The sequence below is a fragment of the Brevundimonas sp. Br13 genome, assembly GCF_055391505.1.
The window spans coordinates 1904090-1928033 of the sequence record NZ_AP044008.1; the positions used below are offsets into that span (position 1 = coordinate 1904090).

Below are 23944 nucleotides of genomic sequence, written 5' to 3' on the forward strand. Positions count from 1 at the left end.
CGAGGCGCCGCAGGGTCCTGCTTTCCCTGCGGCGCCTTTCTTTTAGGGCTCAGAAGCGCTTGGCGAACTGGATGCCAACTTGCCGTCCGATGGGATCGTGATCGTCTCGGCCATAGCCGGGTGCCGGGCGGCCGTCGCCCAGGCGGGCCTCCGGACGGGTGTCGAATGCGTTCTGAACCTCGACCGTGATCTGGCCGCCGCCGGCCAAGCGACCTGATCGCGGAGCCGCCGTTGACCCTTGAGCGCGTAACTCGGAGGGTAGGAGGATGACGCCGAGCCGGAAATCCACAGCCGCGAAGCCGTCGACCACAAGGTCGTCCGGTCCCGTCGCGTCCCCTCGCAGAGATCGGTAGCCCGCCTGCCATCGAGCGCTCGTGCTCAGGCTCCAACGGCCCCGCCGGGTTTCGGCGTTCAGGAAGAGGGTCTGGCGAGGCAGGCCGCCGCCGACGCCCGCGATCCGGTCCAGAACCGGGGCGCCGGGTCCAAAACGGGAGCGATCCGTCAGGCGGTAGGCGTAATTCAGGTTGATCTGAAGGCTCTGCGGCTCCTCATCTTCACCCCGCGGCAAGGGCAAGGCCAGACTGACCGAAGTGGATAGGTCCTCCGATGTCGCGGAAGCCAGGTTCAGCGGCCTGCGGTCGATGAAGGCGAGCCGACCCTCGGCGTCGCGGATGAAGCGTTCCGGAAAGGCGGCCTCAAGCGCGGGGGTCGGTTCGCTCAGTTGTCCGACACCGTCCTGCGTCTCGTTTCGACCGTAGCTGAGGTTCAGGAAAAGCCCCGTTTTTGTAAGGGGCCCCGCGCTGACGCTCGCCGACAAGCGATCCGATCGCTGCGCCCTCAGGTCCGGATTGCCGCCGAGCAGCGGTGTGACCTGTACGGCCTGGCCGGTCACCAGATCGAACACCGAGACAGGATCGCCGTAGACGAGAGGCGCATAGAGTTGGTCGGTCGTCGGAGCGGCGTTCGCGGTCGCATATCCCGCATTGAGCCTCAACGCCTCGATCGGGGTCCAGTTGAGATCGAGATCCAACCCGTCGCCTTCGCCTATGGAGCTGTTTAGCAGATTGCCGCCGAGGCTGAGTGAAACCTCGCCAGGACCGAACTGACGCTCCCCATCCTCGTCGATCCGGCGCCACAGTGGAACGACTATATTGCCGCGCAGACTGGTGGTCCGGGTGGTGCGATCCTCTTCAACCACGTCGGCTTCGACCGTCGCTCGTTCCGTATCGGACCAGCTCAGCCGATGGTCCACGGACAGATTCGCTATCAGATTTCCCGTGGGCAGGGTCTTCAGCTTGCGGTTCGCGTCCATATTCGCCCCGATGGATCATGACGCAGAGAGGACACAAGGCCATTCGGGCGAGAACCGTGGGGGAGGGAAGATCTGGACCGGGTGCGCAAGACCCGGCCGAGCGTGTCGCTGCCGTCTAGCGTATTTTGGCCCCGTAGATGTTCCAAACCTCGACCGGCCCGAAGTTCAAGGCGCGAACAGAGGTCTCAATCTTCGAAAGGTCGCCGACAACAACCCAGGTCAGCTGTTCGGGGCGGTAGGTCCGGCGTGACCAGGCTTGGACCTGATCCAGGGTGACCGCCGACAGCCGGTCGCCGGACGAGGCGGCGCGATCATAGGGCAGGCCGTAGGCGGCCGAGCTGACGATCGACCCGAGGAAGGCGGCGTTGCCTGAGAAGGCCGACGGAAGGGCCAAGATGCGGGCGGTCCGGTCGCGGTCGATCTCGTCCTGCGTGGCGGGGCGTGCGTCGACGAAGTCGGCGATCTCCTTGCGGATCTCCGCCATGGCCTCGGCCGCGTGCTCCGCCTCGATGGCGCCGCTGACGGTGAAGAGGCGCTGGCCGACCGGGGCGTCCGACACGCCCCCAGTAAAGCCGTAGGTCCAGCCCTTGTCTTCGCGCAGGTTCATGTTCAGGCGGCTGTTGAAACCCGAACCCAGGACGGAATCGGCCAGAGCCTCGGCTGCGGACTGGTCCGGGTCGAAGGCGTCGACGACGTGGCCGGCCATTACATTTGTCTGGGTTGCTCCGGGCGCATCGACCAGAATGACGCGACCCGGTGTTCCAGCGGCGTCGGCGAGGGGCGCCAGCGGCGTCGGCGCGGTCGCGCGCCAGTCGCCGAAATATTTGCCGGCCACCGCGCGCGCCTGGTCGAGAGTAATGTCGCCGATCAGATAGAGGGTGGCGTTGTTCGGGCCCAGTTCGCGGTCGTGGAAAGCCTGGAGGGCGTCACGCGACACCTCGGCGGCGTCGGCTCGCGTGCCGATCCGGCCGTTGCGATGTCCTTCGCCCCAGACCGCACGCGCGTAGACAGGGCCTGCGGCGTTTATCGGATTGCGTTCATAGGCGTCGAACTGCGGACCGACCCCTTCCAGGGCCCGGTCGATCTCGCGCTGTGGATAGGTGGGGCGGCGAACGACTTCGGCGGCCAGGGCGAAGCCTTCGTCCAGTCGGGCGCTCAGCATTGACCAACTGACGCCGCTCTGGCGAGCCTGCGCGCCCGCCTCGATATTAACCCCTATTCGCGAGGCTTCGCGCGCGAGACGCTCGGCGTCGTAACGTCTTGTCCCGGCGGTCATCAGGCTGAAGGCCCGGGCGGCGGCGCCACGGCCGTAGGCGTCTTCCGCCATCGAGCCGGTGGCGAACTGAAGCCGGGCGTCGACGACGGGAAGATTGGGACGGTTCGCCACCACCAGCCTCAAACCGTTCGGCAAGACCGTCTCTTCGATCCGGGGAAACTGGATCCGCGTATCGGCAGGGCCGGGTTCGGGCATCCGCGTAGGATCCGCCAGGCCGGCGACGTCGGGCGCGCGCGCCGGCTTCGGCGCCGGCCGTTGCACCAGTTCGTAATAGGGGCGCGACAGGGTCCGCGCGGTCAGGGCGCGGATCTCGTCGCGGCTCGGGCTCTGAATCCAGTCGCGTTGCTTGAGGAAGTAGGTCGGGTCGCCGCGGGTGGTTTCCCCCTCCGCCAACCACGCCCCGATGGCGGCGCTGTCCTCGAGCATCCGCAGCAGCGACAGATCCGTCGCCGAAGCGACCGTCTCCAGCCGTTCGGCCGACGGGCCCTTCTCGTAAAAGTCCGCCAGGACCCGGTCGATGGCGGCGTCCGCCGCCTCGGGTTCTATCCCGGGTTTCAGCTCTACGGAGAGGCTGAAGGCGCCGGCCAGCTGACCTTCGTTGACCGAGGCGGAAACGCTGGAAGCGAGACCCCTATCCTCCACTAAGGCGTCATGCAGGGGCGTGCCCTTGCCGCCCGCCAGGCTGCGGGCCGCCAGTTGGAGCAGGGTGTTGTCGCGAGAGGCGGCGGCAGAAAGGGGCCATGTGCGGGTCAGGACGGCGACAGGGATGTTCTCGTAGACCACGTCGCGCCGGATGTCGGGCATCGGGGGCGTCCAAAGCGTCGGGCGGCTGATCGGTTCGCCTTGACGCACCCGGCCGAAATAGCGGGCCGCCTTCTCTTGGGCTGTTGCGACGTCGATGTCGCCGGCCAGAACCAAAACGGCGTTCGAGGCCCCGTAGTTGGCGGCGAACCAGGCCTTGACGTCCTCAACGGTGGCGCGATCCAGATCCTCCATCGAACCGATCGTCGTGTGGGCATAGGGATGGTCGGGGGGATAATAGCCCCGGAGGAACTGGGCTTCGGCGGCCTGTCCTGGGCCGAGCTCGCCCTGACGCTTCTCGTTCTTGACCACGGCGCGCTGCTCGTCGAGCAGAGCCTGGGTCATGCCGCTGTCCAGGTCGCCCATCCGGTCAGCCTCCATCCAAAGCGCGCGGTCGAGCGCGTTGGAGGGAACGGTCTGGAAATAGTTGGTGTAGTCGGCCGTGGTGCTGCCGTTGATCCCCGTCGCGCCGACCGCCTCGAGCGGCGGGAAATATTCGGTGGGTCGGTTGCGGGTCGGTTGGAACATCAGATGTTCAAACAGATGGGCGAAGCCGGTGCGGCCTTCCGGCTCGTCCTTCGATCCGATCCGATACCAGACGCCGACAAACACGCTCGGGGCGGTGCGGTCGGTATAGACCAGCACGGTAAGCCCGTTCGGCAGGGTGAAGCGCTCGTAGGGAATCTGCACCCTGCCGAGTTCCGCCCGTCCCGGGGCTCGACTCTGGGCTTCGGCTCGGCCGATCGCCAGAGCCGGGCCGGCAGCGACCAGCAGGGCAGCCAGGGCGACGCTCGCCGTCGTCTTGACGAATGGATGCACGGTCGACCCCTTGATCTATGGCGTTCTGCCGGCCCACCAAACATGCGAAGCTTGCCCCAGCCTTGCCGCTGCGGCGGGCGCACGCTTTCGTCTGGGCCCGGACGTCCCGTAAGGTTGGTGCAAGCTGCCCGGCCTAGGCGTTTCAGGGTGTTTCGCGTGTGCGGTTCGAGTTGGAGCGGATGATTCAGGGGGGCGATACAGGGCTGCGGCTGCGTCTGGACGCGCTCGAGGCCAAGGGGCTGCGGCTGATCCTGGATCAGGCGCGTCGCCAGGCCGTGTCGCGCGCGTTCGCCTGGGCCGCTCCCGCCTCGGCCGTCGGGGGGGTGGTCTTTGTGCTCTCCGCCCTGATCCAGCGCCCATCGCCCGTGGTCGGTCTCGCCGCCGTCGTCCTGCCGCCGCTCGTCGTGGGCGGCGTGACCTATCTGGGCGTGCGGCGCGCCCAGTCGATCGAACGTGCTGCTGCGCTCGCCCGCCTGGACCAGAGGTTCGGCATCAAGGACCGGATACAGACGGCCGACGAGTTTTCGCGGATCGCCGACCGCTCCTCCTTTCAGAGCGCCGCCCTCCAGGAGGCGTCGCCGTGGCTTGATCGAGCGGCGAACGCGCCGGTCGTCTCCACGCCGGTATTGACGGTTCGCCCGTCGCGGCTGTGGCTCTGGCTTCTTCTGGCCTTCGTGCTATTCGCCTCGGCCTTTTTCATTCCGGGCTTCGGGGCCGGGGCGAACCCGATCCAGAGCCCGGCCGACGAAACCGCAGCCCCGGCGGTCGCCTCTGTCGCCACGGCTGCGTCTAAGGCGTCGCCGGCCGTTCGGGATTTCGACGCGAACAGCGCCGTCGCCGTCCCCCGCAGCGGCGGTCAGGCAGGGCAGGCCGGCGAGGGGGAGGGCGTATCGTCGATCCTGCGCCGCCTGGCGGCCCTGTTGAGCCCGGACCGCAGCTCGGCCGGCGGTCCGCGTGCGCCGGGCAAGCCGGGGTCGGGCGGCGAAGCGGCGGCGGGCGGCGGCGAGAGCGTCGGACGCGGCGCGCTGGGCATGTCCGGGCACGGCTCTTCTCGCGGCGCCATGGCGGCCGAGCCGGAGGCCGCACGCACAACCCCGGACGACCAGGCCCCGGTCGGCGAGGCGGGCAATCAGGACCAGTCCGACATGGCTGACGCGCCGGCCAGCAGCGGACAGTCGGCGGGCGGGCGTCAGGACGCGCCCTCGGCCCGTCAGGCCGAGCCCGAGCGATCGGGGGAGGGGCGCCGGCAGAGCGGAGAGGGCAAACAGCCGGGCGGCCGCAGCCGTCGCGGCGACCAAGATCAACAGGGCGGCGAACAGAGCGGCGGCCAAGGCGAGTCCGGCCAGCGCAGCGGCGCCGACGCCGGCGCCAAGAAGGGGCGGGGCGTGTCCAGCCTGCTGCTCGCCACTCCGATGCAGGATCGTCTGGCCGGCATGGCCAGTCCCGGCCGCACCAGCACCACGACCCGGGACGGCGCGCCTCAGGCCTTTCCTGTCATTGCGGGTCAAGCCGGCGACCGCGGCGCGGCCCGGGGCGAGGCGTCACGCACGGCGCCCCGTGCGACCTCGCCGCAGGACCAGCGTCTGACGCGCGACTATTTCACCCGGCGAAATGCGAGCAGCGACTGAGATGCTGTTCCGCAAGCGCGCTCCAGTCGCCGCCTCACCTGTCGAAGACCTGGCCAAACCGCTGAGCTTCGAGACCCTGTTCGATCCCGGCTTCCTGGCGGGGCTCAAGGCCTTCTCCCTGCGGATCGCGCGGGCGCAGAAGGGCGGGCGTCTGGCCGAACAGCGCACCAATGCGCGCGGTCAGGGCGCGGAGTTCGCGGACTTCAAACCCTATGTCGCCGGCGACGATCTGCGCGCCATCGACTGGAACGTCTATCGGCGCCTGGGCAAGGTCTTCGTCCGGGTGTTCGAAGAGAGCCAGGACATGCCGGTCTATATTCTGGTCGACCGCTCGCGCAGCCTCTACGTCGAACAGCCCCCGCGCATTCACGCGGCCCAACGCGCCGCCCTGGCTCTGTCGGCCGTGGCGCTGGATCAGCACGATTCCGTCGGCCTCTTTCCCTTCTCCGACACGATGGAGATCGAGTTCCGCGCCGTGTCCGGCAAGGCCGGTCTGGCGCGCGTGGCGCACAGCCTCGCGGCCTACGAAGCCAAGGGCGGCACCGGTCTGGCGGCGGCCTTGATGCATCTCGCCGGCATGGGCGTCCGCCAGGGGCTTGTGATCGTGATCTCCGACTTCTTCGACGAAGCAGGCATTGAGGCTGTGGTGAAGGGGCTCGAGCGTTTGCCGCACAGGCTGCTGCTTGTGCAGATCGTCAAGGCGCATGATGCTGAGCCCGAACGCCATCCGGATCTGAACGGCGACGTGCTGATGGACGATGGAGAGACCCCCGCGCCGGCGTCCCTGACCATCACCCCCGAGCTGATCGCGCGCTACAAGGCGGCCTACGGCGTGTTCGACCGCGCCCTGGTCGACTTCGCCCGCGCCCGAGGCGCCGGCCTGGCGCGGATCGACGCCGATGCACCCGTGACGGAGCAACTGGCGACCCTGTTCGAAGGCGGAGCGGTCCGGCTGTGAGCTTCTTGTCGCTCCCTCTCTGGGCGGTCCTGATCGGCGCCGGCGCTCTGGCGGGCCTGTTGTTCGTGCTGCAGATTCTGAAGGCGCGCCAAAAGCGGGTGCGGATCGCCGCCGCCGGCCTCTGGGCCCAGGCCGCGCGGGTCGCGCCCTTGCGTGTGTTTCGCCAGAGGTTCCAGCGCTGGCTCGCCTATCTTTTGGTGCTGGCCATTGCTTTGCTGCTCTGGACGGCAGGGGCGCGACCGGAGCTTTCGCCCCGTCGCGACACGGCGCGCCATGTCTTCTATCTGGACGCCACTGCGGGTCTGACCGGTTCTGACCAGTTCGACCGCGCCCGCCGCGCCCTCATCGCCGATGTCCGGGCGACCGAGCCGTCCCGACGGACGGTCTATCTAGGGGACGCGACAGGCACGCGATTGTTGCGACCCGGCGAGAACATCGCTCTGCTGAACCGGCGCCTCGAAGGCCTGAAGCCTGAGGCCCGCCCGTCCGACTTCTCCCGCTTTGTCGCCTTGGGGCCCGTCGATCCGATGGCTGCGTCCTCAGAAGGCGAGCGGACGATCCTCCACTACTACGGCGCATGGACCTCGGGCGCGGCGGCGCGGCCCGCTGCAGGCGTCGAACAGGTCTGGGGCTATCTGGCCGAGGCCGTCCCCGGCAATCGCGGCGTCGTCGTCCTGGGTGCGCGTCCGGCCGTGTCCGGAGCTGCGGATCGCGCCGACATCCTGGTCCAGGCGGTGGATGCGCGCGGAGCGACCCTGCCGCCGGAAGAGTTGCGGTTCAGCCGCGACGGCCGCGACGTCTCAATGACACCGTCGGTCCTTGCGGGAGGCGCCTTGATCCTTCGGGACGTGGCGGCCGACGGAAGCCTCTTCGGCGTGCGTCTGGCGCGCGGCGACGCCTTTCCGGCCGATGATCGGGCGGCGCTGAGGCTCCCGGCGCGAGGCGGGCTGAAGGTGGCTCTTTCAGCCGGAACGCCGGCCGCCCTGCGGCAGGTGGTGGGTCTGGACGCAGGGCTGTCCGAGGTCGCAGTCGATCAGGCCGATGTGGTAGTTCGGCGCGCCGACGAGGTCTTCGGCGCCGACCGGCCCGCGTTCGTCCTGAGCGGAACCGACGCGCCGGCCTTCCGCCTGACCTATGCGGCGGACGAAGCCGCGCCCGATCTGGCCTCCGAGTCCGAGACCCTGGGGCTGGCGGATCTGGACGCCGCAGCCTTGGCGAGAAGGACCAACCGCCCCGTCGGCGTGGAATCCGACGCCGGCGCGCGGCGGGGCCTTTCGGTCTGGTCGGCGCTGTTCGATCAGGGGGGCGGTTTCACCACCTCGGCCGATTTCCCGGTCTTCGTCTCACGCTCGCTTCGATGGCTGTCCGACCCTGAACCCTGGATCGCCTACGCGGCCGCCGGGACGACCTTGGTCGATCAGTCGGATCTCTACGGACTCGCGGCGGATCGGCGCCTTGCGGCGCGGGCGTTGAACGGCGACCTCTATCTGGGCGGGGCCGGGCAGATCCGGATCGGCGACCTGCCGGTCAGCGTGTCCCTGCTGGACCGGGCGACGACCCTGGATGCGGCGCGTCCTCGACCGGCGGACATGGTCGTCGCGCCGGTGCGCGGGGCGGCCGTCGATCTCCTCTTCACCCTGTTGGTGCTGCTGGCCGGTCTGTTGCTGACGCTGGAATGGCGGTTGCACCAGCGCGGTGTCCTGGCCTGAGATTCTGATCGTGTCCTTGACCTTTCTTCATCCCGAGGCCGGTTGGCTTCTGCTTCTGCTGCCCGTCTTCGTCTGGTGGGCGCGCAAGGCCGCCCCCTTGCGCCTGGCTCTGCGTCTCGCCGTCTTTGCAGCCCTGATCGCCGCCTTGGCCCAACCAAGTCTGATCTATCCCAGGCGCGGCGCGCCGCAGGTCTTCGTCGTGGATCAGGGCGACCGCCTGTCTCCGGCGGTGCGCGAGCAGGTGCGCGAGGCTGTGACCGCCGCCGTCGCCCGTCGCCGGGCCGACGGCCCGGTCACCGTGATCCAACGCGGCGGGGCGCCGTTGAAGCTGCGCGCCGATCGCTTCGTCCTTCTGGGCGCCAAACCGAGCGACGACTCTCTGACCAAGGCGCTGGCCCTGGCCTTGAACGTCCTTCCTCAGGGCGCAAAAGGGCGCATCACCCTGGTCAGCGACGGTCTGAGCACGGACCGTGACTGGGGGCGCGCCGTCGACGGGCTGCTGTCGCGGGGCGTGGCGGTCGATACGGTGACCCTGGCGGCCGGCCGACAAGACGCCTTCATCGCCCGGGTCGCGACCCCGGTCGTCGGAGCCGGTGAACACATTCCCTTGCACGTCGGATTGGAAGGCGCGGGGCAGGGCCTGTCTGTCGCGGTCTTTAACGGAGCGCGTCGGGTCGCGGCGATCGGTCCATTCGATCTGGACGGCGCCTTGACCGTCCCCCTGTCTCTGCCGGGGGAGCCTTCCGGCTATCACGCCTTGCGGCTTGAGCTGTCGCGCGACGGCCAAGTGGTCAGTCGCTATCAGACCGACTTGGCCGTTCAGGATCCACTGCCCCTTCTCTACGCCAACGGACGTCAGGCCGGCGCGGGCGCAGCCCTGCAACGGTTGCTTGGCGACGGGGTACGGGTCGAAACCCGAGCCCCTGCGACCCTGGGAACGATGAATCTGGCCGCCTATCGGGCCGTCATGCTGGACGACGTTCCGGCCTCGGCTTTGTCGGCTTCCAGTCAGGCTCGCCTTGTCGCCGCCGTGCGCGAGGGCGGCCTGGGCCTTGTGGTTTCGGGCGGCGAGGCGGCCTTTGCGCCGGGCGGCTATGCCGACACGCCCCTGGCGGCGGCCCTGCCGGTCGAGATCAGACAGGATGAGCTGACCGAGGATCCCAGCGTGGCCCTGGCGGTGGTCATCGACACCTCGGGGTCCATGTTGGGGGCGCCTCTGGATCTGGGCAAACAGGTTGCCCGCCTGGCCGTGCGCAAACTGACCCCGGCCGACAGCGTCGGCGTGGTCGAATTCTACGGCGGACGCCAGTGGGTCGCCCCTATGCAGCCCGCGCGAGACATTCCCGAGGTCGAGCGCGCCATCGGCCGCGTCCAGGCCCAGGGCGGCAGCGAACACCTGTTCGGCGCCCTGCAGGAAGCCTATTACGGTCTGCAGAACACCCAGGCCCGATATCGCCATATCCTGGTCATTTCCGACGCCGGTGTGAACGCTGATCGCTATCCGCAGCTGATCCGCCATATCGCCGAGGATCAGGTGAGCGTCTCCACCGTCCTGGTGGGAGGCAGCGCTGAGGGCGAGGCTCGCATGGCCCAGTGGGCCCGTCTGGGGCGCGGTCGCTTCTATGTGGTCAATGACGAGTTCAGCCTGGTCGAGATCAACCTGAAACAGCCGCAGCAGAAGCCCGAGCCCGGCGTAAAGCGCGGTGGTTTCGTCCTTGCCGCATCGGCCCCGGCTTACGGATGGAGCGGTCTGACCGCCCCGCCGCCGGCGCTCGACGGCTACGCCCGCGTCGGGGGGCGGCCCCTGGCCGACACCCTGCTGCGGACGGGGACCGGCGATCCTGTCTTGGCCAGCTGGCAGTGGGGCGCGGGGCGGGTGACGGCCTTGATGACCGAGCCGGTGGGCGAGGGCGCGGCCGGTTGGCGCAATTGGGACGGCTATGGCGACTGGCTGAGACGGTTGATCGCGCGAACGGCGGATAGGCGCCCTGACTGGGACGTGCGTCTCGGCCGTGTCGGCGGACAGGTGTCGATCGTCGCGCAGCGGGTGCGCGGCGGTGGAGACGGCGTCCCAAGCTTGCGTCTCCTCGGCGACGGGGGCGGGGAGCAGTTTCTGGCGCCGGTCGCACGCGCCCCCGGACTTTTCACGGCGACCGTTCAGGTCGCGTCTGACCGGCCGGTGCGTGTGGAGGTCCGTGAAGCCGAAAGCGTGACACGCGCCGCCCTGCCGGCCTTTGCTGGCGGCGACCCGGACCGTCCCCTGTCCGAAGCCGACGCCATGCCGCTCGATCAACTGTCGCGCCTGACCGGGGGCGAGGCGTTCGACACGGTTGCGGCGCTTGCCGCCAAGCCAGGCGCCCACGGTGAGGAGGCGGCCGCCCTGGATCTTTGGGGCTGGCTGTGCTGGCTGGCCCTGGCCCTGTATCTGGCCGACATTCTGTATCGCCGTTGGCCGCCTCGGCGGACCGCCGCGGGAGCCTGACTATGATCCTCCGCTCCCCAACCCTCTTCCTGGCCCTGGGCGCGAGCCTTTGCGGCGTGGCGCCGACGACGGTTCTGGCGGCGCCCCAGGTGGAGATGACCGCCTCCCCTATCGAGCCAGGCCTTTTGAACGCCGAGCGTCTCGACTTCGCCGCGGCGGACCGACTGTATGCGCGCGCTGTTCTGGCCGACGACCTGGCAGGCGTCATGGCGCGTCTCGATAGCCTGGCCGTGTCTCCCGACCGGGGCATCGCCTGTCGGGCCGCCGTGCTGAAGGCGGTGCTGCTATGGCGCGGCGGTCAGGCTGAGGCGGCGGGCGACACCGTCTCAGCCGTCTTGACCCAATGCGAAACGACCGACGCCCTTCTGCTGCGGGCGCGTCTGCTGGACATTCAGGGCCAGGCCGGGGCCGCGACCGGCTTCTACGAACGCGCCCGCGCCCTGTCCGGCGATGCGGCCGAACGGATCATGATCGACCGCAGGTTGGCGGTGATCGGGGTGACAGGCCGTCGGCCGCTCGCCCTGGCCGAACTGGCTCAGGCCGGACCCGAGGCGGCCAATCGAGCGGCGGCTGTTTTGGGGTTGCTGGGACGCGCCGGAGACGCCCTCAGCCTGTATCGTCCCTCGGTCCAGGGTTACGCCGCAGCCGTGAGGCAGGCGGACTGGGCGGTCACGGCAGGCGACCGAACCGCCGCCGCCGCCGCCGCCTGGCGCGCTTTCGAGGTGGGGGCGACGTCGGAAGATCGATTGTACGCCTTGGCTCTTTTGGTCGAGGCCTATCGGACGGTGGACGATCTCGCTGGGGCCGAGAGGGATTTGGCTGGGCGGCCGCGTGGACCTGAGGTCGATCAGACTCGCCTCGACGTCCTCTTGGAACTGGGGCGCTACGACGAGGCAGTCGCCTTTGTTCAGGCCAGCGGAGACGCAGCCCTGCGCGAGCGGCTTCTCGGCGTGTTGCGCGCCGCCGGCCGCACCGACGAGGTCAAGGCGGAATACGCCCGACTGATCCGCGCCCAGCCCGCAGAGGCGCGCTGGTCGAACGACCTTGCCGCCCTCCATCTGCAACAAGGCGACGTGGACGGCGCGGTCGCCGTCTACAAGCTCTTCTTCGCCGCAAACCGGGATCGAGCCGAGGCCCAGATCGAGGCGGCGCGCCGTATGATCGCCATGGGGCTTGGCGATCAGGCTCGCAGTCTGCTGGGCGAGGCCGGCGCTCGTCCGGACCTGGCTGTTGCGGTGCGGCGCTTCGAGATCGAGGTCGCGATCGACCAGGGCAGGGACGCCGAGGCCGACGCCGGGCTGAAGGCCCTGCGCGCGCTTCGGCCGAACGATGTGGCGACACAGCTCGCAGTGGCCGAGGACTATGAACGTCTGGGCCGTCAGGATCAGGCGCTCGACACCCTGCTGTCGATCGAACGGGCGGGCGGCGTCCTGGACGACGACCAGCAGGCCCACATCGCCGAACTGGCGTATGCGGCCGGACGCCCCCAAGAGGCGCTGGATCGGTGGCGCAGCCTCTGGGCCCGGACCCAGCTTCCGGCCCGCAAGACCTATCTGCAGCGACTGATTATCCGGGCGGCCCAGAGGCTCGACCGCCTGGACGTCATCGGCGCGGAATTGGAGCAGCGGATCGCCAGCGGCGCCGCCGACGCGGGCGAGGTCAATCTCCTGGTCGAAATCCGCATCGCCCAGGCAGACGGCGCGGGCGCTGAACGCGCCATCCGGACCTACGCCGAACGCTCGGCTGCGGGCGAGGTACGCACCCTGGAGCAACTGGCCTCGGTTCAGGCGCGAATGCGCAACTACGCGGCGCTGAACCAGACCTTGGCGCGCCTTGCCGACAGAGATCCCCAAAATGCGGAAGCCTATCTTCGCCGGCTGATCATCAACGTCCTGCGGTTCCCCGACCCCGCCGAGAACGAGGCCGCGCGCAACGCCCGGATCGACGCCCTTTTGACCCGTATCCAGGGGACCGGTCGGCTGGACGGAGCCGATGCTGCGCGGTTCGCAGCCTCGATCTACACCTCCGGCTATCGGCTGGACGCCGCTCTGGTTCAGCACCGCCGCGCCCTGGCCCTGGCGCCGAACGACATCGACGCCTTGCTGGAATACACGGCCGCCCTCAAGGCGCGGGGCGATGTGGTCCAGGCCGCCGCCCTCTTGCAATACAAGGCCGAGACGGCCACCGACGAGGCGGGCTTTGTGGCCGCGGTCAACGGGCTGCTCGACGTCCTGGCGCCTGGCGGCCAGGGGAGTCCGCCCGTGCCGGCGGATCTGACGCAGGCGCGGCTCGGCTGGGCCAGACGCGCGGTTCTCGAACGCATTCTGACCTATGGCGACGATGTGCGCCTTTCGTCCCTGGTCGGGGACGTCAGCCAGGAACGGGGCGACTTCGACACCCAGAGACGGGCGCTTCAATCCTCTCTCGCGGTCGCGGGAGATCAGAAGCCCGCCGTCCTGCGTCAGCTGATCGCCCTGACTTCGCCCAGCGAGACCGGTGCTGGAGACCCGGCTCGCAAGGTCGTCTATGGGCGACGCCTGGTCGCCATGCACAAACCCTATCCGCCGGAATTCTACGCCGACTTGGCCAAGGCCTTCCTCGAACAGGGCGACGTCGCCGGCGCCGAGCGCGCCTTCGCCCTGATGGGCGATATGGGGGGGCTGGTGAATGTTGAGGCGCTGCGAGGCGAGGCCTATGCGGCCGTGGGGCGCCCCCAGGACGCCTTGGCCAGCTACCGCCTGGCTCTATTGCAGGATCAGGACAATCTCGATCTGTTGTCGCGGACGGCCGAGCTGATGGAGGCGCAAGGGCTGACGAACGAGGCGAGCGGCCTCTACTGGAAGGCGGTGAACCTGCTGATCCGTCGCCAACCGTCACGTCTGGTCGGAGACGCGCCCCCCAACCTGGACGCCGTTCAATACGGGCCGACCCTGATCGAAGGCCTGCTGCTGACCTGGCCCAGGGAGGACGACGCAGACCGGCTTGCGAGTTGGCGAGCGACCTTTGATGCGGCCATGGCGTCGTCAGAGGCGGATGGCGCTGAGCCCAAGCTGGCGGACGCTCCGCGCCTGGCCTTAGTCGTGGCGGTCAATCGTCGCTTGGCCGCCGCTCTGGACAAGCCGGTCTTGATCGAGGCCGAGGCGCCGTTGCAGGCCCTATATGGCGGCGACACGGCGTACCAGAGGGCGCTTGCCGCCTATCGAACCGATCCGACGGCCCATGCCGAGCAGAATCCGCTCGACGACCTCCGCCGTCAGGTCGCGCGTGACGGCGAGTTTGAACTGGACCTCGTTTTGGCCTTCGAGACAGGCGACCGTGCGCATATTCAGGGTTTGACGGCCCAGGCCATTGCAGAAGAGGCGCCTTGGCGTGCGGCGCGCGAGCTGGGCGCCGCAGCACCTCAGCCCAACGGCCTGATCATCTTGCTGATGAAGGCGGCGGAGTTCGCGTCGCCGTCCATGCTCCGCCAGGACATCCTGCCGCCGCTGCTGGCATCGGGTTTCAGCGACGACGTCTTCTTCGACCTCTATCGGATCGATCCCGAACGTCTGGCGCGTTTCGAATCGGCGGCCGGACGTCGGCTGATCGACGACGAAACCCTGATCAATCTCCTCGTCACCCGCGGGGGAGATCCCCTGCCGACGGCCTCAGCGGCGGGGCGTCGACGCGGCGGTCCCGATCCGCTGGATCAGATGGCGGCGCGGTTCGACGAAGATCGGCTGATCGGCTTCTATGAGACCCTGGTCGAGCGGATGATCCAGACCGGCGCGGTGTCCAGCTTACAGGAGGCGATCGCCGGCCGTCTCCTGGACCACCCTTTGTCCGCCGCCCAGAGAGAGCGCCTTCAGGCCGCGCTGATCCGGGATATCGGCGCCGATCGACCCAACTCGGACAATAGCGTGACCAACTTCACCGGCCTGCTTCTGCGGCTGGATGCGCCGGAGGGCAGCCGGGCGCTGCTACTGCAGGCGGCGCGGGCCGCGGCCTTGCGCTACCCGGACGGGACGCATCTGCCAGAGGTGCTGAGCGCCTGGTTCGAGGGAGAACGGAGCGCGAGCTTCGAAGCCTTGACCGCGCTGATCGAACAGGCGGACTCCGCCAATGACATCGGCCTGCAAACCCTGTTGCGCACCCGCTTCGCCGCCGAGCGGAAGGCGGCCTTCGACGCCTTCCTCGCGCGGTCTTCGGCGACCCGCGAAGAGACGGCGCGTTTTCAACGTCGTTTTCTTCGTGACGCCCTGAGGCAGGCCTCGCCCGATCCGGACGTGTTGGCGGCCTATCGTCGATTGGTGGTCTTCGAACCTGGCAACACGGCCTATGTCGCCGCTCTGATGACCTTGCAGGCCCAGTCCGGCGACGTCGCGGCCCTGGTCGATACAGCCCGTCCCTATGTCGCGGCCCATGTCGAGGACCAGGAGGCCGCTACGGTCTTGGGCTTGGCGCTCCGTCTTATCGGGGCCGACGCCGAGGCCGCTCGCACGGCGGAAGCCTCCAGCGTCGATCTGGACGACGCCGACTGGATCAGCCAGCTGTCGACACGCGCGAGCCAGCCCCGCTCCACTGAAGGCGAAATGCTCGGCGCATTCGGTCCCGTGTGGGAGGCCTATCAGCAGAAGTTCCCTGACGCTCCAGCCGGGCGGGCGCTCAAGACCGCAGAGCCCGAGTGGTCTCCGCTCGACGCTCGGCAAGATCGGCCGCTTGATCGTCTCGTCGCGGCGGACGGCGCGGCGGGTCAGGTTCTCCGTGGGCTCTGGAGAGAGACGACGCTGCGCGGTCGGGAAGATGGGGATACGGTCGCGCGCCAGTCGCTGATCGACGCCTTGGCGGATCCATCGGCGGCCCAATATGCGCCGCAAGTCGCGGACGCCCTGGCTCGTCGCGCCGAGGTCACGGAAGAACTGGAGGCGGAACTGTCCGTCTTGCCGCCGGCGAGTCAGGCGGTGCAGATGCGCCTCTACAGACAGGTCGCCCGGGGTCTCGTGGCGCAGGGCGCGGACATGTCTCGGCGAATGGACTTGGAGACGAGGCTCGGCGAAGGCGCCCTGTCGGTGCATAATTTGTCGCTCTATCTGGCCCTGGTCGAGGAGACGGCTTCGTCTCTCGATCCGACACGGCTCCGGGAGCTCCAAACCCGGCTCAGCGCGATGCCCTCGCCCTCGGCGCAGATGCGGTTGGCTATGGCGCGGGCGGCCGCGCGCTCGGGCGATCTGGAGGCGACCCAGGGGCTGCTCGAGGCGGCTCTGCTCCAGACCTTGTATCCGGCCGCTTCCGCCGCCCTGGAGCCCGGCGACCCGCCGCTGACGCCAACCGACCTGGTCGACGCCCTCTCGCTGTTGCCGGATCGCGTCGAAAGACGCCGCGCCCATGACGCCCTGGCCCAGCTTCTGGCTCGTCATGCGGACCGCGTCGCCGTCACTCATTTTGGCGCGCTCCCGCCATTGACCGAGGTAATACAGTCCTAGGGCGAGATCAGATCGGTTTCGCGCAACGTCGGGGCAGGCTAGGCTGCGACTGCGCCGATGGGCGAGGAGGACGGTTTGGGCTTTAATCCGCGGACCCTGCACAGGTCGATGTTTGGCCAGTTGGCGCTCATCACCGTGCTGTTCGTCGGGTTCGGCGTCTACTTCTTCACCATCCGGCCCCTGTTGTCCGTTGAACCCAGCGGGGTGGCGGATCCTCTGGCGCGCACGGCCACGCGCGCCTCAGACGTCTTGAGCCGTTTCGCCTTCGCCGAACGGGAGAAGCCTGGGTCAGGAGACGACCTGAGCCAGGATCCAGTTCTGCGGGAGATCGAAGCTCATAATCCCAACTTTCGCTATTTCGTTCGGGTCAACGGCCAGAACTACAGGCGCGGGGAGGGTACGCCCTTCTTCATCAGCTTGGCCTTTGATCGGCTGGAGCGACAGAATCTTTCGGCGGCTTATGACGGTCTGTGTCTGAACACCGCCCGCGACGAGGTGGGCGGTCGGGGCAAGAGTTTCCTGGCCTACGCTGACTGCGGCGGGCAGCGAAGCTATTACGAATATGCGGGGATCGAGCACCCGACTACCACTGCAGCGGCCAGTTCGGCTCAGCTCTACGGCAAGTTCATCTGGAGCTACGGCGGGCTTTTTCTGTTCACTGTCGGGGCCGCCTTTGTCGTCTTCGCCGTCATCCTGCTGATCAATATGCTGAGAATCCGGCGCGTGGCGGCCATGGCGCGCGACCTGGATCCAGACGCCTTGCCGGGCTTGTTTCCCGAACGCGGGCTGCCGCTTGAGGTGACGCCGCTCGTCTCGGCGCTCAATCAGATGATTGTGAGCGTCGATGAGGCCCAGCGCCGCCAGCGGTTCTTTCTGTCCGCCGCTGCGCACGAGATGCGAACCCCGCTGACGGTTCTGCGCACCCGGTTGGAAATCCTGGATGAGGGGCCGTTGAAGGATAAGCTGGTTTCGGATGTGCGTCGTTTGACCGATCTGGCCAACAAGCTTTTGACCCTGATGACCATCGGCGAGGCCGAGGACGCGATGCGGGAGACCGATCTGGTCACGGTCACGGGGCGAGTGGTCGGGGAGCGCGAGACGGTGGCGCGCAAGCGCGGCCTCGACCTGAGGTTCGAGCGCGAAGTCACAAGCTATCGCATCCGGGCGGACCCGGGTCTGGTCGAAACCGCCATCGGCAATGTGATCGACAACGCCCTGTCGTTTTCAGCAGAGGGGCAGGTCGTCACAGTACGCCTCGACAAGGCCGGCTGGGTGCGGGTTCGCGATCAGGGACCGGGAATTCCGGCGGATCAGGTCAAGGCCCTGTTCGAACCGTTCACGCGGATATCGACACGGGGCCGGAGCGGCTTTGGCCTGGGTCTGGCGATCGTGAAATCCGTGATCGACCGTCACAAGGGGGCTGTGGAGGTCAGTGCGCCGCCCGGAGGCGGAGCCGAGGTCGCGCTGAGATTCTCCCCGCTGCAGACCGAAGGGGATTTCTGACGAGCGGGTCGGGGCCAGCTTCCGACAAGCTGGCGGGTCTAAGCCTGACGGGACCATCAGGAGTCCGTCATGTCGCTTTCAGCCGTTATCGCCAGCTTGGCCCTGGCCGCCCAGTCGCCGGCTCAAACGCCTGGCTTGATCCTTTCCGTCGACGGTTCGTCGGGCGACGTTGCGGCGACGCCTGCGGCTCCTTCGACGGTATTGGGGCGAGACACCCGCGGGCGTCCTACCCTGACGGCCCGATTCAACGGCCAAGGCCCCTTCGCCATGGTGCTGGACACCGGCGCCCAGACCAGCCTCGTCTCGACCGGCCTGGCGGATGAGCTCGACTTGCCCGAACTCGACGGCGGACTGGGCGTCAACGGGGTGTCCGGGGCGGAACAGGCTCGTCTCTTTGCCGTGGATCGGTTCCAGACCGATCTGTTCGACGCGGACTCGGTCGCCGTTCCTGCTCTGCCGAACCAAGGCGTGACCGAGGCCCGGGGGATCGTAGGCATGGAAATGCTCGCTTCCGGGCGTCTGGTTTTCGACCAGATCGCCTATCGGATCCGCCTGGAGCCGTCCGGCGGCCCTCACGACGGGTACGCGGTGATTCAAGGCCGGCTGAACGACGCCGGCCTCCTGGTGGTTCCGGTGGAGATCGACGGGGTGAAACTGGATGCGCTTGTCGACACGGGCGCGGCGATTTCGGTGGTTTCGGGCGCCGCCGCCCGTGTTCTGGGCTGGGCTGAGGACGACCCGCGAATCAAGGCCGCAGGGGGCATGCGGGGCGCGGCGGGTCAGGGCGCTGCTGTTCAATCCGCCGTGGTCGGACATCTCGCGGTCGGTCCTGTGACCTTCCGGGACTTAAACCTCTTCTTCTCAGCCCAAGGCGGCCCCTCTACCGCCGACTTATCTCCCCCGACCTTTATTCTGGGGTCGGATTTGCTGAACAATCTTGAGGCCTTCGCGGTCGATTTTCCCAAGGCTCAACTGCTCATCCGGATCCCGAGCCGCGACTAGGGCGTCGCCATGGCGGGGGCGCCACATGAGCAGATCAGGATGAAACGGACTCTCGCTCAAATCGGGGGATCAGGAAGCGGGCACGTCATACCGTCTCGCGCTCATAGGCGCTCAAGCGTCGGGGCGAGCCTGAACCATCATGTTCGCCACGTAGCTCATGACGGCGACGCCCGATTGATTGAACACCGTCAACGCCGTCTTGGTCAGCCCGATGGTCGGCCGGCTTTCCGATCGTCGGGCTTCCAGCGCGACACTCTCGCGCCCCTGGCCCTGATGGCCGTCAGCCATTTCGCCATGGACTATGCCAAGACCCGTTGGCTGGGCGACCGGCTGTGGAGCTTCAGCCTGGATCAGGCGGTGCATATTGCGGTTCTGGTCGCCCTGGCCCTGGCCTGGCCCGACCTGGCGCGGCAGAGCCTCTGGGGCATGGCGCCGTCCGATGTCCAGCTTCAGATCTATGCGGTCCTGTCGGTCGTCTGCGGCGCGGTCGTCGGGGTTCCGGTTGGCGGCGTGGTGATCAAGAAGCTGGTGGAGCCGTTGGCGCCGACGTCGGCGCCGCCGAATGGACCGCTGCCGACGGCGCCGATCATCGGCATGCGCAGCGCCGGGCGCTACATCGGCTGGCTCGAGCGGGGGCTCACGATCACCTTCATCTTGATCGGCCATCCGGAAGGGGTCGGCTTCCTGCTGGCCGCCAAGTCCATCCTGCGCTTCCGGGACGTCCAGGATCAGACGGATCGTCACCAGGCCGAATATATCATCATCGGCACCTTCCTGAGCTTCGGCTGGGCCCTGTTCGCCGCGCTGGCGACCAAGGCCGCTCTGGCGCACTGGTTCGCCCCGCTCTGAACCGAGTTTGGCGGGGCGGCGCGACTAGCGGGATCCGCCCCGGTCGCGCGCCTCGTGCCTGTCCCTCGCTTGTTGAGGGGCGCGGCGCGCCTGGAAACGGTCCAGGGCCTCGGCCATCAGCCGGGTCTGGAGTGCGGCGCCCGGCGCCCAGGCCGGTCGGACGGCTGCGGCTCAGGCCCGGACCGTTGGCGTCGCCCAAACGCTCTCTGAGCTCCTGGGCGACGCGCAAGGCCTTCGGGGCGAAGACGACCGCCACGCCGCAGTTGCTGAGAATGTCCTCGGTGAGGTCGGGACCGTACGGCGACGATGGCGCAGCCAGGCCGGCCTGAGGGCCGAAGAGCGTGCGCCGGAGGCCGCGTTCAGATTGTCCGGGGTGGCGCCGCTTTGGCTTGTGTTGCTCTGGAGAAGCCCCCTCTGAAGCGATCTGTGTAGGGCCGGAAAAGCGATGTCGGATGGGGGGAACGTCGTTCGTTTTTCGCGGCTAGGCGAGCGTTGTGGCGTTCGGGCGGCTTGCAGCCTGCAAATCCGGCGAGCGCAAGATTTGTCAAATCTTGGAGCAAGCCCTGGCAAAGCCAATCCGCACAATCCGCCCTAGCGTCAAGAACAACAAAAAGGGCCGAGACACGGCTCATGTTCTAGGGAGGATGAAGATATGCGGACTCTACGTCAGAGGTGCGTTCTGCTTGCCATACTGATGACTTCGGTCGCGGGTGGGGCGCTTGCTCAAGAAGCGGCCCCGACGCAGCCCGGTCCGGCGGGCGCCGTCGACGACATCGTGGTGACCGCGCAGCGCCGTACTCAAGCGCTGTTGGATGTGCCGCTCGCGATATCGGCGCTCAACACCGAAACTCTCACTACCAAAGGCATTACCAACTCGGCGAGCCTGGCGACGGCCGTGCCCAATCTTCAGGTGTCCAGCCCCTACGGGAACACTCAGCCGAACTTCTCGCTGCGGGGCATCTCGGTTGCCAATGAATACAACGCCAACCAGGCCTCGCCGGTCGGCGTCTACATCGACGACGTCTATATCGCATCGCGCACAAGCCAGGGCATGGGCCTGTTCGACCTGGATCGGATCGAGGTGCTGCGCGGGCCTCAGGGCACGCTGTTCGGGCGTAACACCACCGGCGGCGCGATCAACTTCATCACCATGCGGCCGGATCTGGCGGGGACGGAAGGTCGGGTCGAAGCGGGCTACGCCAACTTCAATACCGTCAGCGCCCAAGGCGCATTCGAGACAACGCTGGTGGAGAACGAACTCGGAGTCCGAGCGGCGGTCAACTATGTCAAAGGCGATGGTCAGCTGAAAAACCTGGCTGCGAACGGGCGTGATTCCAACTCGGTCGATACGCTGCAGGGGCGGCTGTCGGTGCGTTGGAAACCCAACGACGGTCCTGTGGACGTTAATCTGCGCGCCTATGCGGGGCGTGATCGCGGCGCCCAGGCCGGTATTCACGGGCTTTCTGGACCCGGCGACGGCACTGGGTTCTTCGAGATCAACGAGAACCGGGTCGGCGACAACAAGACCGAAGCCTGGGGCGTCGCGCTGAACGTCGCCGCAGAGCTGAGCCCGACGGTCACTGTGACGTCGATTACCTCCAAGGACGGCGGCAACCAGGATCTACAACAGGCCGCAGATGGTTCGTCGCTCGATCTCTTGGACATCAATTGGAAGTCGGACTTCGACCAGTTCAGCCAGGAGCTTCGGCTGAATTATGACACTGACAAGATCCATGCCGTCGTGGGCGGTTTCTACGGAACCGACGAGATCGTCACCGACAACCTGTTCAATATCGGCAGCGCTCTGGGGCCGAACGTCAACGGCGGCTTCTTCCAGCATTACAAGCAAACGCGAAAGTCGTGGGCGATCTTCGCACAATCGGACTTCGTCCTGACGCCTAAACTGACGGTCACGGCAGGTGTTCGCTACACTCAGGACGACGCCGAATATCGCGACGGTTACGCCTATCTGTTCGCCGGCGATATCGGTGGCGAGATGACGCCGTTGGCGTCCACCGTGCCCTGCGCAACGCCTGCCGGAACCTGCGCCTATGATCCGGCGGCGCGTTACAATATTGACGGTGACTCCGACGCCGTCACAGGGCGGTTGGCGCTGTCCTATACGTTCGACAACGGCGTGCTCGCCTATGCCAGCTACAGCCGTGGCTATCGATCCGGAGCATTCAACGGCGGCGGCTATACGTCTTCGGCCGGTATTACTTTTATCCAGCCGGAGGAAGTAAACGCCTATGAAGCGGGTCTGAAGGGGCGGTTCATCGACGAGCGTCTCACCTTGTCGTCGGCGGTATTCTATTATGACTATTCGAACCAGCAGGTGCAGGATACCCGCGCCGGGCCGGTGTCGTTCCTGGTGAATGCGCCCAAGTCGGAAGTGTATGGCGGTGAGGTGGAGTTCGGATATCGCCCCATGCCCGATTTCAAGCTGAACGGCTCGTTGGGCTATCTGGATGCGACCTACAAGGAACTGACGCTCCAGGGCGTGGACCTCTCGGGCAATGATCTGCCGTTTGCGCCAAAGGTCACAGCGCAGCTGGGCTTCGATTGGACGTTTGTGCGACCGGCGGGCGGCGCACTGACGTTCTCGCCGACGGTCAGCTATTTCAGCCGCCAGTATTTCTCGCCGTTCAACGAGAAGAACGCCGCCGGGACGGGCCAGGTGAACTCGGAGCTGCAGCAGGACGCCTATGCAAAGGTCAACGCCTCGCTCTCGTGGGCGCGAGATGATCTGACGATCCGGGCCTTCGTCAACAACGCCTTCGAGAAAGAGACCTATTCTTATGGTCTGGACCTGCGAGGCGCGGGCTTCCCGTTCAACTTCCTGGTGCCGTCTGCTCCCCGCACCTATGGCCTGACGATCTCGAAGGCCTTCTGATGGCGATGCTCTCCAGCCAGGCGCCCTTCGACGTGCCGGATCTGAAAAACCCGGATCTCTACGTTGACCAGATGCCGCACGACGTCTTCGCGACCTTGCGTCGCGAAGCTCCGGTCCATTGGAATCCCGAGGTGGACGGCGCAGGCTTCTGGGCGGTGACGCGACATGCGGATATCGTCGAGGTGTCCAAACAGCCGCTGTTGTTCTCGTCGGCCTACGACAACGGCGGCCACCGGATCTTCAACGAGAACGAGGTGGGGCTGACGGGGGCGGGGGATTCTGCAGTTGGCGTCCCCTTCATCTCGATCGACCCGCCGACCCATACCCAGTATCGCAAGGTGATCATGCCGGCGTTGTCGCCTGTGCGGCTTGGCGACATCGAGACGCGCATCGAAGAACGCGTCGAACGGCTGCTGGATCAGATCCCCCTGAACGAAGTCGTCGATCTGGTGCCTCTACTGTCGGCGCCGTTGCCGCTGCTGACCCTGGCCGAGCTTCTGGGCGTCCCGTCTGAACGCTGGAAGGACCTCTATCACTGGACCAACGCCTTCGTGGGCGAAGACGATCCTGAGTTCCGCCAGTCGGCCGAGGCGATGGGGGCGGTCATGGCCGAGTTCTTCGCCTTCAGTCAGGACTTGTTCGAACGCCGTCGCGCCGCGCCCGGACCGGACATCGCCAGCCTGCTGGCCAATGCCGAGATCGACGGCCAGCCGGTCCCGTTCCGTGACTTCGTCGGCAACCTGATCCTGGTGCTGGTCGGCGGAAACGAGACGACGCGAAACTCGCTGAGTCACACCATCCTCGCCCTGTCGAAAGACCCGTCGCAGTGGGACCTGATCAGGGCGGATCCTGATCTCTTGAAGACCGCGACGGCCGAGATGGTGCGGCACGCCAGCCCCGTCATCCATATGCGCCGCACGGCGACCGAGGACACGGTCATCGGCGGCCAGGCGGTGCGCAAGGGCGACAAGGTCGTGGTGTTCTACGCCTCGGGCAATCGGGACGAGGCGGTGTTCGAGAACGCCGATCGGTTCGATCTGACCCGCAAGGGCGTCGTCCATGTCGGGTTTGGCTCCGGTCAGCACGTTTGCGTGGGCTCGCGGCTGGCGGAAATGCAGTTGCGAGTGGCCTTCCGGCTGCTGGCCAGACGGGTAGGGCGCTTCGAAGTTGTTGCGCCGCCTCGCCGTTTCAGATCGAACTTCATCAACGGACTGAAGAACCTGGATACCAGGCTGGTCCCTGCTTGAGGA

At 67.3% G+C, this 23944-nt stretch carries 12 protein-coding genes; 10 read left to right on the forward strand and 2 right to left on the reverse strand.

Annotated elements, in window-relative coordinates; translation table 11 throughout:
- Positions 1-49 precede the first annotated feature (49 nt).
- Together ACZ5M6_RS09425 and ACZ5M6_RS09430 are read right to left on the reverse strand one after the other, a co-directional pair.
- On the reverse strand, positions 50-1312 hold the full coding sequence (locus ACZ5M6_RS09425; RefSeq protein WP_464158288.1) for a TonB-dependent receptor: 1263 nt from the start codon (positions 1310-1312) through the stop codon (positions 50-52).
- Between the two features lie 115 nt (positions 1313-1427).
- Entirely contained in the window at positions 1428-4208 is a 2781-nt protein-coding gene (locus tag ACZ5M6_RS09430) for a M16 family metallopeptidase (protein ID WP_464158290.1), read from the reverse strand.
- Positions 4209-4387: 179 nt separating this feature from the next.
- Between ACZ5M6_RS09430 and ACZ5M6_RS09435 the strand changes: the two genes are divergently transcribed.
- From ACZ5M6_RS09435 to ACZ5M6_RS09480, 10 genes are all read left to right on the forward strand, one after another.
- Positions 4388-5836, forward strand: a complete 1449-nt coding sequence (locus ACZ5M6_RS09435) for a hypothetical protein (protein ID WP_333895871.1) — start codon at positions 4388-4390, stop codon at positions 5834-5836.
- Position 5837: 1 nt separating this feature from the next.
- Positions 5838-6794, forward strand: coding sequence for a DUF58 domain-containing protein (locus ACZ5M6_RS09440; protein WP_228184748.1), 957 nt, complete (start codon positions 5838-5840; stop codon positions 6792-6794).
- 5 nt (positions 6795-6799) lie between these two features.
- Entirely contained in the window at positions 6800-8503 is a 1704-nt protein-coding gene (locus tag ACZ5M6_RS09445; protein ID WP_464158292.1) for a hypothetical protein, read from the forward strand.
- 16 nt (positions 8504-8519) lie between these two features.
- Positions 8520-10985, forward strand: a complete 2466-nt coding sequence (locus tag ACZ5M6_RS09450; RefSeq protein ID WP_336966813.1) for a VWA domain-containing protein — start codon at positions 8520-8522, stop codon at positions 10983-10985.
- A 2-nt stretch (positions 10986-10987) separates the two neighbouring features.
- Entirely contained in the window at positions 10988-16447 is a 5460-nt protein-coding gene (locus ACZ5M6_RS09455) for a hypothetical protein (RefSeq protein WP_464158294.1), read from the forward strand.
- 120 nt (positions 16448-16567) lie between these two features.
- Positions 16568-17950 carry a sensor histidine kinase gene (locus ACZ5M6_RS09460; RefSeq protein WP_227975900.1) on the forward strand — a complete coding sequence of 461 codons (1383 nt, stop codon included), beginning with the start codon at positions 16568-16570 and terminating at the stop codon, positions 17948-17950.
- A 69-nt stretch (positions 17951-18019) separates the two neighbouring features.
- The gene (locus ACZ5M6_RS09465) at positions 18020-18952 is read left to right on the forward strand and encodes a retroviral-like aspartic protease family protein (protein ID WP_464158296.1); all 933 of its coding nucleotides are present in this window, start codon (positions 18020-18022) and stop codon (positions 18950-18952) included.
- Positions 18953-19126: 174 nt separating this feature from the next.
- A complete protein-coding gene (locus tag ACZ5M6_RS09470; protein ID WP_464158298.1) occupies positions 19127-19801 on the forward strand; it encodes a DUF3307 domain-containing protein in 675 nt (224 codons plus the stop codon).
- Between the two features lie 694 nt (positions 19802-20495).
- On the forward strand, positions 20496-22694 hold the full coding sequence (locus tag ACZ5M6_RS09475; protein WP_464158300.1) for a TonB-dependent receptor: 2199 nt from the start codon (positions 20496-20498) through the stop codon (positions 22692-22694).
- Positions 22694-23941, forward strand: coding sequence for a cytochrome P450 (locus ACZ5M6_RS09480; protein ID WP_227975903.1), 1248 nt, complete (start codon positions 22694-22696; stop codon positions 23939-23941). The genes ACZ5M6_RS09475 and ACZ5M6_RS09480 overlap by 1 nt, the downstream gene beginning before the upstream one ends.
- The last annotated feature ends 3 nt before the right edge of the window (positions 23942-23944 follow it).